The 13674-nt window shown below is 64.0% G+C and carries 8 protein-coding genes; 2 read left to right on the top strand and 6 right to left on the bottom strand.

All coding sequences use genetic code 11. The features are described from left to right. Window positions 1-59 precede the first annotated feature (59 nt). Both KMZ29_RS23720 and KMZ29_RS23715 read right to left on the bottom strand, forming a co-directional pair. Window positions 60-1712, bottom strand: coding sequence for an SGNH/GDSL hydrolase family protein (locus tag KMZ29_RS23720; protein ID WP_215621462.1), 1653 nt, complete (start codon window positions 1710-1712; stop codon window positions 60-62). 159 nt (window positions 1713-1871) lie between these two features. Continuing rightward, window positions 1872-3236, bottom strand: a complete 1365-nt coding sequence (locus tag KMZ29_RS23715; RefSeq protein WP_249779774.1) for a lytic murein transglycosylase — start codon at window positions 3234-3236, stop codon at window positions 1872-1874. A 233-nt stretch (window positions 3237-3469) separates the two neighbouring features. On the opposite strand from KMZ29_RS23715, the gene galU reads away from it, so the two are divergent. Next, window positions 3470-4348 carry a UTP--glucose-1-phosphate uridylyltransferase GalU gene (gene galU / locus KMZ29_RS23710; RefSeq protein WP_215621461.1) on the top strand — a complete coding sequence of 293 codons (879 nt, stop codon included), beginning with the start codon at window positions 3470-3472 and terminating at the stop codon, window positions 4346-4348. A gap of 185 nt (window positions 4349-4533) precedes the next feature. Here the strand turns inward: galU and KMZ29_RS23705 are convergent, their stop codons facing one another. Further along, entirely contained in the window at window positions 4534-6021 is a 1488-nt protein-coding gene (locus KMZ29_RS23705) for a GGDEF domain-containing protein (RefSeq protein ID WP_215621460.1), read from the bottom strand. Between the two features lie 159 nt (window positions 6022-6180). Here KMZ29_RS23705 and KMZ29_RS23700 point away from each other — a divergent pair, with 159 nt between their 5' ends. Then, a complete protein-coding gene (locus KMZ29_RS23700; protein ID WP_215621459.1) occupies window positions 6181-6450 on the top strand; it encodes a DUF7662 domain-containing protein in 270 nt (89 codons plus the stop codon). Between the two features lie 302 nt (window positions 6451-6752). Here KMZ29_RS23700 and KMZ29_RS23695 read toward each other — a convergent pair whose 3' ends face one another. The 3 genes from KMZ29_RS23695 to KMZ29_RS23685 all read right to left on the bottom strand — a co-directional run bounded on the left by KMZ29_RS23695 (window position 6753) and on the right by KMZ29_RS23685 (window position 13664). Next, a complete protein-coding gene (locus tag KMZ29_RS23695; protein WP_215621458.1) occupies window positions 6753-8012 on the bottom strand; it encodes an alpha/beta hydrolase family protein in 1260 nt (419 codons plus the stop codon). A gap of 1260 nt (window positions 8013-9272) precedes the next feature. Beyond that, window positions 9273-10235: an IS110 family RNA-guided transposase gene (locus KMZ29_RS23690; RefSeq protein ID WP_215620192.1), complete on the bottom strand. Its 963-nt coding sequence runs from the start codon at window positions 10233-10235 to the stop codon at window positions 9273-9275. A gap of 552 nt (window positions 10236-10787) precedes the next feature. Then, on the bottom strand, window positions 10788-13664 hold the full coding sequence (locus KMZ29_RS23685; RefSeq protein WP_215621457.1) for an EAL domain-containing protein: 2877 nt from the start codon (window positions 13662-13664) through the stop codon (window positions 10788-10790). Between the last annotated feature and the right edge of the window lie 10 nt (window positions 13665-13674).

Raw genomic sequence — 13674 nt, 5'->3', positions numbered from 1 at the left:
ATCAGCACAAGATTCCGGGTTCGCATCTTCGATGCGCCCCGGAATGACGGCATTGACGGCTAACGCGCGAACACGCCCGGCGCCGATGCCGATCGCCCGACATTGCCCGGCGGGCGCGGCGCGGTGGCGGGAGCCCGCGGGGGCGGAGGCGGCGCCGGCCGCGGCGAGGCGCCGAAGCCGAAGAAGTTGCCCAATGACGGCGGCGGCGCGGCCGCCGGTTGTGCCGGGCGAACGAGCTTCTTGGCTGGCGCAGGTTTCGGCGGAGCGCCCGGGATCGCAACTGTGCCATCCGGCGCCGTGGAAGCCACCGGCGTTTCGCCCTTGGCCTGTTCGCGTCCGACCTCGCGGCGCGGCCAGACGAAATCATCGGCGCGTCCGGCGGGCGGCGCCAGCGGTTCGCCCTTGACCAGGGTTCGCGCCGCCAGCGCATCGACCGCAGCCGGTCGCGAGCCGGGGCCGCCGAGCAATTGATCGGTGCCGACGGAGGAGGCCACCAGCGGCAGGATCGGTCCAGCCAGCGGGCGCGGCGCCGGCTGACCGGGCAGCGCGTTGGCGTCGGGCGTCGCCGGCTCGGTCGGCAGCGTGATCGGCGCCGAACGCGACGCCATCAGCCGCGTGATCTCGCGCTCGACATAATGCGCAAGCTTGCGCGCGCCGGGCTTGGTGAAATACACGCCGTCATAGGAGCGCAGGCGGCGGATCTGTCCTTCGAAGTCAGGACCTTGCTGCAGGAAGCGGCCGGCCTCGTCGACGAAACCGTCCCAGACGTCGACATAGGTGATGCCGGCCTTGCCGGCGCCGTCGCGATACAGCGAATTCAGGAACAGCATGTCGGCGGTCGCCTTCGGGCCGCGCACGATGGGAAGACCGACCCACAATACCGGCACGCCCTTGGATTTCAGGACGCCGATCATCTCTTCGATCTTCTTGGCGTAGATCTCGACCCAGCGCTCGTCGCGAAACTCATACAGGCCGTTCGCGGCGCGCGTGGTTTTCTCCGGCGCGATGATCGGCGGCACGTCACTATCGGCGGCGTCATCGGCTTCAGCGTCGGCCGGCTTGCCGTCGTGCTTCGCGGCATCGGCCGCATCATCCGGCTTCGCCGCGGGCTTGGTGTCGCCAGGCTTGGCATCTGTCTTGCCGCGGGCGTCCTTCCTGTCGCCCTTCTTGTCGGACTTGTCGGCCGCCGGTTCGCGGATCGCGACGCGGTCGTTGAGTCCGAGCATGACGACGATGGCGTCCGGCTTCTCGTTGGCGAGAATGCCTCTTGCCGCGGCGGCCCAGTCCGCAGGTTCGCCCTTGGGCTGATATTTGATCAGGCCGGAGACGGTCTTGTGCTTGCGGATCACGCCCATGTCCGGCTGTTCGGAATAGGCATCCTCGAGGCCGTAGGCGAGCCAGTCCGCCATGGCGTCGCCGAGCACCAGCACGTTGCGCTCCGGGATGATCGTGGGGTCGCGCTTGTCCGGCGGCGGCGCCCTGGAAAAATTCTCGACCCGCTTCGGCGCCTGCTGCTGGAATGGCGCGAACAGGTCGCCGCCGAACCAGCCGCCGCCGCTGCGCGGCGCCGCCGGCCGGGGCGGTCCGCCGAAATTGAAAAACTGCGCCGACGCCGGTCCGGCGATCCCGACCAAAAGCGCGACCGCAACCGCCAGCACGATCAGCGGGCCGCTTTCGGTGAACACCCGGAAAAAGGACTTTTGCTTGGACATGCGGCTCGGTCGCAATGGATCGTCTGGCAATCAATATAATAGCGGAATCAGGCCGCAAGCGGGCAGATTTCGCGCCATAAACCGGGCATCGGCCGCTGCCGTCAAGGGTGCGGTGGAAATGCCGGTTTCAGGGTTACTTTTGCCGGCCGGAGGGGGCGTTCAGCGCCCCCTGAGCCGCTCCAGAACGTCGGAGGAGGCGAAACCGTCGGCCGGCGCCCCGATCGAAGCCTGGAAGCCGCGCAGCGCTTCCCGCGTCCGCCCGCCGAGCTGGCCGTCCGGGGTGCCCTGGTAGAAGCCGCGCCGGGCCAGCAGCTGCTGCAGTTCCAGCCGCTCGGCCCGTGACAGCACCCGTTCCTGCCGCGGCCAGGGCTGCACGAACGGCGCGCCGCCGCGCAGGCGGTCGGCAAAATGGCCGATCGCCAGCGCATAGGCCTCGGCCGGGTTGTATCTCATGATCACCCGGAAATTCTGCAGCATCAGGAAACCCGGCCCCTCGGCGCCGGCCGGCGCCAGCAAATAGGCCTTGTCGGCCGGGTTCGGGAACGGCTTGCCGCCGGGGCGGGTCAGGCCGAGCTGCTGCCATTGCGCAATCGTCATCGCCTTGGCGCGGTCCGCCAGCATGAAGTTGAAGCCCGCGGGCAGCACGACCTCGTAGCCCCAGGTCGCGCCGGTCTGCCAGCCGTCCTTCTTGAGGTTGTTGGCGGTCGAGGCGATCAGGTCATGGGGATTGTCGACCACGTCGCGGCGGCCGTCGCCGTCGGCGTCGACCGCATAGCGCTTGAATGCGGTCGGCATGAATTGCGTCGGCCCGAACGCGCCGGCCCAGGAGCCGCGCAGCTGCTCGGGGCGCAGATCGCCGCGGTGCAGGATTTCCAGCGCCGAGAGGAATTCGTCCCTGAAGTATTTCTGGCGGCGGCCGATGCAGGCCAGCGTCGCCGTGGAATTGAGCACGCTGCGATCGCCCATCATCGTCGAATAATTCGACTCGATGCCCCAGATGGACGCGACAATGTAGCGGTCGACGCCATAGGCCTTTTCCACCGCGTCGAACTGCGGCTTGTATTTGGCGAGGATTTCGCGGCCCTTGGCGAGGCGATTGTCGTTGACGAGAATGTCGAGATAATCCCAGATCGCCTTGGTGAATTCCGGCTGCGAATCCATCAGGTCCATGATGCGCAGATCGGGCTCGAGCCCGGCGGTGAAGCGCTGGAAGCTTGCCTGCGAGATATGGCGGCGCGCGGCGTCGGGCCACATCGCGGCGACGCAATTGCCGAAATTCGCCGCCGCCTCGCGGATCGCGGAAGCCGTCATCAGCGGGTGCCCGGAGGCGCCGTCCTCGCCGCTCCAAGGCGGTGCAGCGCCGGGGCCGGGCGCCGCTTGCGGCTGCGCCGGCGTGCCCGATTTCTGGCCGGAGAAGATGTTGCCGAGCAGGTTGGAAATTCCGTCGCCGGACGTTTGGGCCTTGGCCTCGCCGCCGAGCAGGAGCGCCGCCGCGAGCATGACCGCGCCGGTTCGACCCAACATCGATGATCCCGTCCGCCGCATCATGTTCTACCCGTCCGTCGAAACATCCCGTTCCCAGAAGGCTCTGTCACGGTTTCCAATGGCTTAACAAGGGCCGGATTTTGTTTCCTGCCCGGGCAATGGGCGAGGAGGATGAATCATCACCACACATCCGCCTTTGTTCCCGGCTGCAAACCGGCTACCAACGTGCAAGTAAATGCACATCCCGCTCTCGCAAGGCTTCCCACACAACCATGAAAATCCGCAAAGCCGTCTTTCCGGTCGCCGGCCTCGGCACCCGCGTCCTGCCCGCCACCAAGGCGATGCCGAAGGAGATGCTGACCATCGTCGACAAGCCGCTGATCCAGTATGTGGTCGACGAGGCCAAGGAAGCCGGGATCGAGCATTTCATCTTCGTCACCGGCCGCAACAAGGGCGTGATCGAGGACCATTTCGACCGCATGTACGAACTCGACGCCACGCTCGCCGCGCGCGGCAAGAAGGCCGAGCAGGAGATTCTGGCCCGCGACCAGCCCGCGGCCGGCGCCATGAGCTTTACGCGGCAGCAGGCGCCGCTCGGCCTCGGCCATGCGGTGTGGTGCGCGCGCGATATCGTCGGCAACGAGCCGTTCGCGGTGATACTGCCGGACGAGCTGGTGTTGAACACGCCGGGCTGCCTTGCGCAGATGATCGAGGCTGCGGGCAAGCTCGGCGACAAGTCGAATGTGATCGCGGTGGAAGAAGTGCCCGCCGATCTCACCCATCAATACGGCATCTGCGGCGTCGGCAAGCGCCTCGGCAGCAACATGTTCGAGGTCGACGGCATGGTGGAGAAGCCGCCGAAGGGCACCGCGCCGTCCAATCTCTCGATCACCGGGCGCTACATCCTGCAACCGGAGATCTTCAAGATCCTGGAAACCCAGGAGCGCGGCGCCGGCGGCGAAATCCAGCTCACCGATGCGATGATCGGGCTTGCCAAGACGCAGAGCTTCTACGGCGTCGAATTCGAGGGCGAGCGGCACGATTGCGGCTCCAAGGCCGGCTTCCTCCGCGCCAACATCGCCTTCGGCATGGCGCGGCCTGATCTGCGCGACGGCCTGCGCGCGGAGATGAAGGCGTATCTGGAGAAGTGACCGGCGCTGCCGCTCTTTGCCGTCATTGCCTGCGACAAACGCGAAGCGTTTGCGCAAGGGAGCGCCAGCGACGAAGCAATCCATTCTTGCTTTGTCGCGTTGTGGATCTTCGTGGAGCCTGTCATCGGGCGGCGCTTTGCGCCGACCCGTTGGCTCGCAATGACGCGGCCTGGCGCCGCTTTCGCCTAAGCCACCAGCGTCAGCGCCGGGACGCTGGCCAGCACGGATCGGTTGCGGCCGCCGGCCTTGGCCGCATAGAGTGCCTTGTCGGCAGCCTTGACGAGTTCGAACCAATCCATTGCTGCGGTCGGCGTCAGGCTCGCGACGCCGATGCTGACGGTGGTGTGATCGGACCAGTCCTGGACTTTCTGCCGGATGGTTTCGGCCACCCGCATCGCGTCCGCCGCCGTGCACCCCGGCAACAGCACGGCAAATTCCTCGCCGCCGTAACGCGCCGCGCAATCGCCGGCCCGCCTTACCGAATCCGAAATGCAGATCGCGACCCCGACCAGCACCTCGTCGCCGGCCTGGTGTCCGAACGTGTCGTTGTAGGATTTGAAATGGTCGGCATCGATCATCAATAGCGCGAGCGGGACTTTCTGGCGCGCGGCGCGCCGCCACTCGGCATCGATATCGGCATCGAACTTGCGCCGGTTCTTCAACCCGGTGAGCGCGTCGGTGGTCGCAAGCTCCTCGAGCTTGTCCTCGGCCTGCGCGCGGCGGCCGATTTCGCGCGCGAGAAACAGCGTCGAGCCAAGCACGAACACGATCAGCGCCATCATCACCGCGGCGATCCGGATGGCCTGGGTGCGCCAGAGGCTCAATATGCTGTCCAACGGCTTTCCGACCACGACGAAGAGGGGTCTTGCGCTGTCGCGCCGGACGTACAGCCGCGGTATGGAATCCACCGGTCCGGATCCCGAATACGATCCACCGGCCTGCAGGTTCGCCGGGTTCCATTTCGGCCGGTCTGCCAAATTCTTGCCGATGATGTCGAGGTCGAACGGCCTGCGCATGATGATGGTGCGGTCGCGGCGCAGCACGGTGATGGTATCATCCTGGCCGAGGCGCAGCCGGTCGAACAGGTCGTGGAAGTAGCTGAAGCGGATCGAGCCGGCGACCACGCCGAGAAAGCCTCCGTCGGCGTCGGTGATACGCCGGCTCAGCACGATCGAATAGGCGCTGCGATGCAGCATGGGCCGGCTGATGAACAGGCCGGCGTCGGGGCGGTCGCGATGAATCCGGAAGTACTCTTCGTCGCTGCGATCTTCCGGTAACGGATCCATCGTCGAGGCGTCGGCGGTCAGCCGCCCTTCGGCATCGAATACCTGGATCGCACCGAAATGCCTGGCTGTCGCGGCATGATCGAACAGGATCAGGTGCCGGATCGGCTTGCTGACCTGTTCGATCTCCGGAGCCACCATGTTGCTCGCAACGGCGCGCAGCGACAGGTCGTAAAGCTCGATGTTGCGGCTGATGTCGGCCTCGATACCGGAAGCCAGGTTATCGAGCGACTGGCGCGCCAGTTCTTCCTCGCCGCGGCGCATGTCGAGCATGACGCTGGCGCAGATCGCGGAGAAGCCGATCACCGTCACCACGGTTGACAGGATCAGCAACTTTGCCGAAGGCCGCCAGGGCCGGCTGGCCATGTCCTTGCGCCGTCCGAATGGCATTCGTTCGCTCCCGGAACTGAGGGATGCGCCTAAAGTCGTTGCCGCCGGCTTAAGTGGCGACAACGATACATTAATGAGTTAACGATTCGTTGCCCCGGATCGCACGAATGCGCCGCAAACGCAGCAAGGTCGCGGGCGACCGGACCACCGAGGATCCCAGTGAACGATTACGACGCCCTGCGCGACTACCTGAAAAAGCAGACCCTGCCCGAATTCGTGCTGAGCTTCGAGCAGATCGAGGAGATCATCGACGCCGCATTGCCGCGCGCGGCGCAGCGCGCGTCGTGGTGGGAGACCCTGCGCAGCCCTCAGGAGAAAATGCCGCAGCGCGAAGCCTGCCTCGCCGGCGGCTACATCGCCACCCGGCAGGCCGGCGGCAAGAGCGTGAAGTTCAGGAAGATGGGGTCGACGGACAAGCCGGTCCGGTAATTGAAGGTCATTTTAGCGAAAGGTGGCGGCATCAGACATGGCCGTCACACGCGGGCTTGACCCGCGTGTCCATCGATCTTCGCAAGGAACTTTCCCGAAGCGGATGTATTGCCGGGTCAAGCCCGGCAATGACAGCGATGATCGCGGCGCCCGCGATCCGCTGGGTTATTGAACGGCCGCTTTGGTGCGCATCACGGACTCAAGTCGGAAATTACGCGAGGTCCGATAAGTGCCAACAGCCGACAGGATCAGCTTCAAATAACGCGGCGCGTGCCACGGCGGCCACTTCGAGGTGTAACTAGCTAGTTCTCTGCCGCGGCGAGCGAACTCAAATAGCTATGAAGCGGGCCTGACCAAAGGTTCGGATGCCCAACCAGGGTGTGGCCTTGGCCAAGCGGCATATCGAAATCAAAGAACTTTCCCTGGCCGCCAGCTTTCTCGAAAGCTGCAAAGTTTTCCCGGCTGTGAGCAATGGAATAAAAACTGTCGTATTGACCGTAGAGCCAGATCGTTGACCGTCGGTAAGACGCACCTCGCTCGAAAAGCGAGCGGTTCACGATGATCGCAGTTGGGGAACCTTCGCCAAGCCAGCCGCCGACAAAATTGATGACGCCGACGACTTGCTCGGGATGCAGTCCTGCATAGGCGACCGCCAACACGCCTCCGCGCGAAATCCCACCGACGAGAACAGGCCCCGAAGCAACGTCTTGCCGTTGCCGAAGGGCTGAGATCGCGGCATCGATGTCGCTCAATGCGCGATCCGCTCCACGAAGCGCTACGCCAATGTCGCCGGTGTATCTCGCACGGTTCTCGGCGAGGCCTTCGTCGTAGCATCCGTCGGATTTGCCGCGGCCGCGACGCTGCGGAAAGGCGACGATCCATCCGCGATCATTCAAGAAATCAGCAAGATCGATCTCGAACGAGGTTTCGGTGAACCGGCCTGGGTCTCTGCCCCTCCCGGTGGACCCGTGGTTGATGACGGCAAGCGGAAAGGGCCCCGCACCAGGGGGGCGAAAAACCACCGCCTCTAGTCGCACGGGTTTACCGTCTTCGATCAGATCGGTTTGCAGGAACTCGGACTTGCCGCGCGTCCATGCGACGACGGCATCCGGCTTGGTCAGAGACGCGAAGTCAGCCTTGGTCATCGTCGCTCTGGTGACGCGGTCGGCACCTTCGAAGCGAGCCTTCAGGCCGCCACCGTCGGTCATCTCATAAGTCGCGAGGAACCCCTGGCCCGTCACCTTGAGCGTGCGCCCTGATGCGATCCCCTCTAGGCGCAGCCACCTCCGCTGAATTCCAGTGATGTGGTTGTCGCCGATCGCATAGACGACCTTCGCGGCGCCGTCGCTGACAGATTCAACGAGCAGGATAGTTTTGAGATTATTGCTCCTCACGCCAACCCAAACGCCGCTCCATTGCTGGAACGCACTCCCGGGCATCGCCGCCGCAACCGTTGCGTCAGACGGAAGTGGGACGCCGTCGACGAGGATATCGGCGGCACCGACGGGCTGTGAAAGCGCCAAAAACCCGAGAAGTACGAAGGACTGAAGCTTATGAAACATGCTGTTCCTTTACGGCTACCAGCGGAACTGAAAACCCAGCGTACCAGAATCTTCCGAAGCTAACCTGTCGCATGTCACCAATTCATCGTCGTTGCGACTAGTTCGATTAACTCCGGATCGTCAAACGTTCTGGCCGTCATGCGAGCGCCGGCTGCAATACATTTTCAATTTCCCATACTACCGAAGATAACGCCAACCCGCTCACCGCAAATTAGCCAATGCTGTCGATGTTAGCTGACGAGATGGAAGTCGGGAGCGATCCTCGAGCGTTGGCAAACGGCGCCACTTTCCTGATGATATTCATTTGCGGTCGGGCAATCCCACGCCGGTGCCAGAACAAGTCCCGCATGTCTCAATGACGGTACCGCCCCCTCCGCAAGAAGAACACGATCCTGGAATGGTGCCAGTTCCGCCACATGGGCCGCGACAAGGCTCGCCGTCCATGCCAGTTCCAGTTCCGCGGCACATGCCACAGGTTGCGTCTCCGGATCCACCACAAGAACCGCACGTTGCGACTACTTTCCCGCTTCCCTTACAAGTTGGGCATCTCATTTCTCTTCCTCCATTTTGAATAAGATATCAGCAATTCGATGGTCTCATTGATCTATCTCAATCTAAAGATGTGACGACAACGTCGTAATTTTGCTCATGTCGCGCTCCGGGTCATTTTCGGACTTCGTGCAATCCTGAACGATGTCCGCTTGACGACCACGAACGGACCTGCCGCAGGTCAGAAACAACTCCCGAAAAGTGCCCGAAGCGGCCGCGGCGCGCTGTGAAATTCCCGGTATTTTGACCCGACCGGGCAAATCAGTGATTTGAATCCGCCCGTCTCACCCGGCAAGAGGGGCGTATCGCGATCGTCACGAACGCGGGATGGGATGCGGTGGACGCGGCAGCGTCAGGCGTGAAACGTGATTGCAGGGCGGGCTTTGCCTGTGAGCGGTCAACGATGCGCAGACGATGGCGCTGAAGCGTACGGCAAAACCATGTGGTCCCGACACCCGTTGCTGGTGCCAAGTTGAGCGGAGGCGAAGTCAACTCAACCGAGCTTGACCAGCCTTAATCCGCGAACGACGGTGACAAGACGAATTCGTCGCCGGGGAGCAACTGTATTTTACGTAGACCTGTGATCGGCCGGCCTCAAGGCTGGCGCTGCGCGCCACCGCCTTCGGCGGCTGACGGCCTTGACCCCGTCCGCTCACCGGTCTTTTGGCTTTGCATGCGCTCGGTCCTGGACCGAGCGCAGGGTTCGCTCGATCAGCTGACCGCGTAGCGTTTGGCGTCCCACTTCTGGCGCCGCTCGATCATGATGTTGAGAATGCTGATCAGCTTGCGCATGCAGGCAGTGAGCGCCACCTTCTTCAGTTTTCCCTTCGCCACCAGGCGGTCGTAAAAGGCCTTCAACACTGGATTGTGCTGTGTCGCCGCCCCAAGGCAGGCCATATAGAACATGTTGCGGGTCCGGCGCCGTCCGCCCTTGATGTGCCGTTCGCCTCGACGTCGGCCACTGTCGTCATCGTAAGGAGCTACACCCAACAAGGAGGCCACGATCTTGTTGTTGGCCTGGCCCAGCTCCGGCATGGCGGCAATGAGCGCAGCAGAGGTGACACGGCCGAGTCCCGGAACGCTTTCGATGATCTCGGCGAGTTCGGTAAAACGCGGCGTGGCCTGGATCATGGCTGAGATCTCAGCCTCGATCTTGACCAACTCGACGGCGATCGTCTTCGATATCCGGGCGTGAATCCGCTGCACCGCAGCCGGTAACGCATGCTCGCCCTGGCTTGCCAGCTTGGTTTGCATATCCTTCAGTGCCTGGCGCGCATTGACCATCTGGTGAAGCTGCTCGCGCGTCGCATCGTAGGCCTGGCCCCGAGCTTCGTCGAAGGTCTCGGCGAACCAGGCAATCATCTCGGCATCGATCGTGTCATTCTTGGCGAGCCGCCCGGCCGATTGAGCGAAGCTGCGAACCCGCTTCGGATCGACGATCCGAACCTCGATCCGGGCGTCACGCAGCACCTTGGCCCACTCGCGCTCGTAGCCGCCGCTCGCCTCCATCACCGCCTTGCCGACCTTCTTCCGGCGGAGCCACGAGGCCAACTCGCGCCGGCCCTCCGCCGTGTTTGCGAACGTGCGCCTCAACGACAGCGAACGAATGCAACCATCCACCTTGTCTTTAGCGACATCGATCCCCGCGACAACGAGATCATTTTGTGCCATCATCCAGCTCCCTTCCTTGCTCGGTCCGGGCTCTAAGCCCATGCAACTGTTCGGGTTGAGGAAGACACCGGATCTGTCCCACGCTCCCCGGCAGGCTCTAACGGCCTTCGAGCACGAACGGGCTCAGATCCAGCGACGGGCGGTTGGTGAGAACCGCCCGTTCGCACATTCTGGCAGATTTTGCGGACACAAGAGCAAGGCATAAGCCGTAAAGCCATTGCGCAGGGAATGCCGGATTGCCTCCGCTGAACCTGTATGCTCGTGTGCGTCTTTCTATGTGCATCGTTGCACACGAGACCGCGGGTGCAGCGCGCACCCGGCATTCCCTGCACCCTCCTCTTTGAGGGTACGGAAGGAACCAACCGCAAACCTCGGTCGCTTCGCGACGCGAGATCGCGAATTCATATTCTCTCACCACGTCGTCCCCGCGCATGCGGACCCATACGCCGCGGCGGAAGTTGTTTGAAAATCGGGGGCGACGGCTTTGCTTCAACAACTGCCGCCTGGGGTCCCTGCTTTCGCAGGGACGACGGGAAGAGTCGGGACGACGAAAAATTAGCTCGCCGCCTCGAGCCGCTCTTCCGTCAACAGCCGCATCGCGGCGTCGGCGTCCATCGGCTCGCCGAAGGCAAAGCCCTGCGCGTATTCGCAGCCCAATTGATAGAGTTCGACCGCGTCGGAATCGGTCTCGGCGCCTTCGGCGACCACGTCCATGCCGAGGTCGTGGGCCAGCGCGATGATCGATTTCAGGATCACCGGGCGGGTGCCGCGGCTGGTGGTGCGGACGAAGGACTGGTCGATCTTGATGGTGTCGAACGGAAAGCGCTGCAGATAGGCCAGCGACGAATGGCCGGTGCCGAAATCGTCCAGCGACAGCCCGGTGCCGAGCTCGCGGATCCGCGTCAGCATCTGCGCGGCGTGCTCCGGGTTTTCCATGACCAGCGATTCCGTCAGTTCCAGCTTCAGCGTGCCGCGCGCCACCGAGGAGCGCGACAGCACGGTGCGGATGTCGTGGATCAGGTCGTGGCGCAGCAATTGCCGCGAGGAGACGTTGACAGAGGCAAAGATCGGCTCGCGCGAACGCATCGCGCGCTGCCAGATCGCGAGCTGCTTCGCGGTCTGGTCGAGCACGAACATGCCGAGATCGACGATCAGGCCGATTTCTTCGGCGATCGAGATGAATTCCACCGGCGACATCCGGCCGAGCTTGGGATGATCCCAGCGCGCCAGCGCTTCGAAGCCGGCGATCGAGCGATCTTCCAGCCGCACGATCGGCTGATAGAGAATGGTGATTTCCTCGCGCTCGATGGCGCGGCGCAATTCGCTTTCCAGCGTCAGCCGGTCGGTCTTGCGGGCGCGCATCGCCGGCTTGTAGACGTCGATGCGGTCGCCGCCGATCCGCTTGGAGTGATACATCGCAAGCTCGGCGTCCTTGATGATCTCGTCGGACAGCTGCGTCTGCGGATCGGAGAGCGCGAGCCCGATCGAGGCGGTGAGAAAAATCTCGCGGTCGTTGAAGGCGATCGGCGCACGGATGGTCTTGCGGATGGTCTCGGCAAACGCAGTGATGCGCGCCGGGTCCTGCTCCGACATCAGGATCAGGCCGAACTGGTCGCCGGCGAGCCGCGCCAGCGTGTCCTGCGGCTTGAGGATACGGGTCAGCCGCCGCGCCAGCGTCAGCAGGATGGAATCGCCGACCGCGATGCCGACGGAATCGTTGACCTGCTTGAAGCGGTCGAGGTCGATCATCATCAGCGTCGGCCGCAGGTTCGGCATAGTCTTGGCGAAATTGGCCACCGCTCCGAGGCGGTCCATGAAGAGCTGGCGGTTCGGCAGGCCGGTGAGGTTGTCATGCACGGAATCGTGCAGCAACCGTTCCTCGGCGTTCTTGCTCTCGGTGACGTCGGTCAGCGTGCCGACCACGCGCGAGACTTCGCCGTCGGAGCCGACCACCGGGCGCGCCTTCAGCGCGAACCACATGAAATGGCCGTCCGGCGTGCGCAGCCGGAAATCCTGCACCAGCCGGCCGCGGCGCTGGTCGAGCACGCTGTCGAGGGCTGCGCGGAAGCGGTCCTGATCGAGCGGATGCAGTACCTCGAGCCATTTCGCGGCGGGGCCTTCCAGCGTGCCGCGTTTCAAGCCCAGCAGGGCTTCGGTCTCCGGGCTGGTGAACACCTTGTCGGCCGAGACGTCCCAGTCCCAGATCAGGTCGCCCGATCCGGTCAGCGCCAGCGCCCGGCGCTCGACGTCGGAAACCACGCCGGTGGTCGCGCCGCCGCCGGCGAAGGCGTGCTGCATCACGGTAAACCCGATCAGCATCACGATCAGCACGAGGCCGCCGAGCAGCGCGGGTCCGACGATGTCGTTGGTGACGGAGCCCGCCACCGTCATGCCGGCCGCGATTACCCAGACCACCAGCAGGAACCAGGTCGGGATCAGGAGCACCGCGCGGTCGAAGCCGTGGGTCGAGAGATAGACGATCAGCGCGAAGCCCGCGAAGGCGATCAAGACCAGCGACATCCGTGCGATACCGGAGGCGACCGCGGGATCGAACAGCGCCAGCGCGACAAGGGAACCGAGAAAGGCCAGCCAGCCGACGGTGATGTGGGAGTAGCGCACATGCCAGCGGCTGAGGTTGAGGTAGGCGAACAGGAACACCAGCAGCGTCGCGGCCAGGATCGCTTCGCCCGCCGCGCGCCACACCCGCTCGGCGTTGTTCGACATGTCGAGCACCTTGCCCCAGAAGCCGAAGTCGACGCCGATATAGACCAGCACCGCCCATGCCAGGGCCGCGGCGGCGGGGAACATGATGCTGCCCTTGACCACGAACAGGATGGTCAGCACCAGCGCCAGCAGGCCGGAAATTCCGATCACGATACCTTGGTACAGCGTGAACGAATTGACCTTGTCCTTGTAGGCTTCGGGCTCCCAAAGATAGAGCTGCGGCAGCTTGTCGGTGCGCAACTCCGCGACGAAGGTGATGACGGCGCCGGGATCGAGCGTGATGCGGAAGATATCGGCGGTCGCGCTCTCCTGGCGTTCGGGGCGGTCGCCGGTCGACGGCGTGATGGTGGCGATGCGCGACAGTCCGAGATCGGGCCACAGCAGGCCCGACGACACGATGCGATAATGCGGTGCGACGATCAGGCGGTCGAGCTGGTCGTCGGTGTTGTTGGCGAGCGCGAACACCACCCAGTTCTGGCCGCCTTCGCGGGCGCGGACCTCGACGCGGCGGATGATGCCGTCGGTGCCCGGGGCGGTGGAAACCTGGATGCGGTCGGTGTCGCTGTGCTGATGATCGAGCACCGCGGTGAGATCGATCGCGGGCGCGTCACTGCGGACGCCGACGGCGTCGATGGCGCGCGCCGGCGACGCGGCGGCAACAATCATGAGGCCCAGCGCGAGGGGCGCAAGGCACCTGATCAGACGCAATGTCAGTTCT

Origin of the sequence: Bradyrhizobium sediminis, assembly GCF_018736085.1 — a bacterium.
GTDB lineage: Bacteria > Pseudomonadota > Alphaproteobacteria > Rhizobiales > Xanthobacteraceae > Bradyrhizobium > Bradyrhizobium sediminis.
The sequence above is the reverse complement of the archived record's forward strand: the minus strand, read 5'-3'. Positions and strand labels throughout refer to the sequence as shown.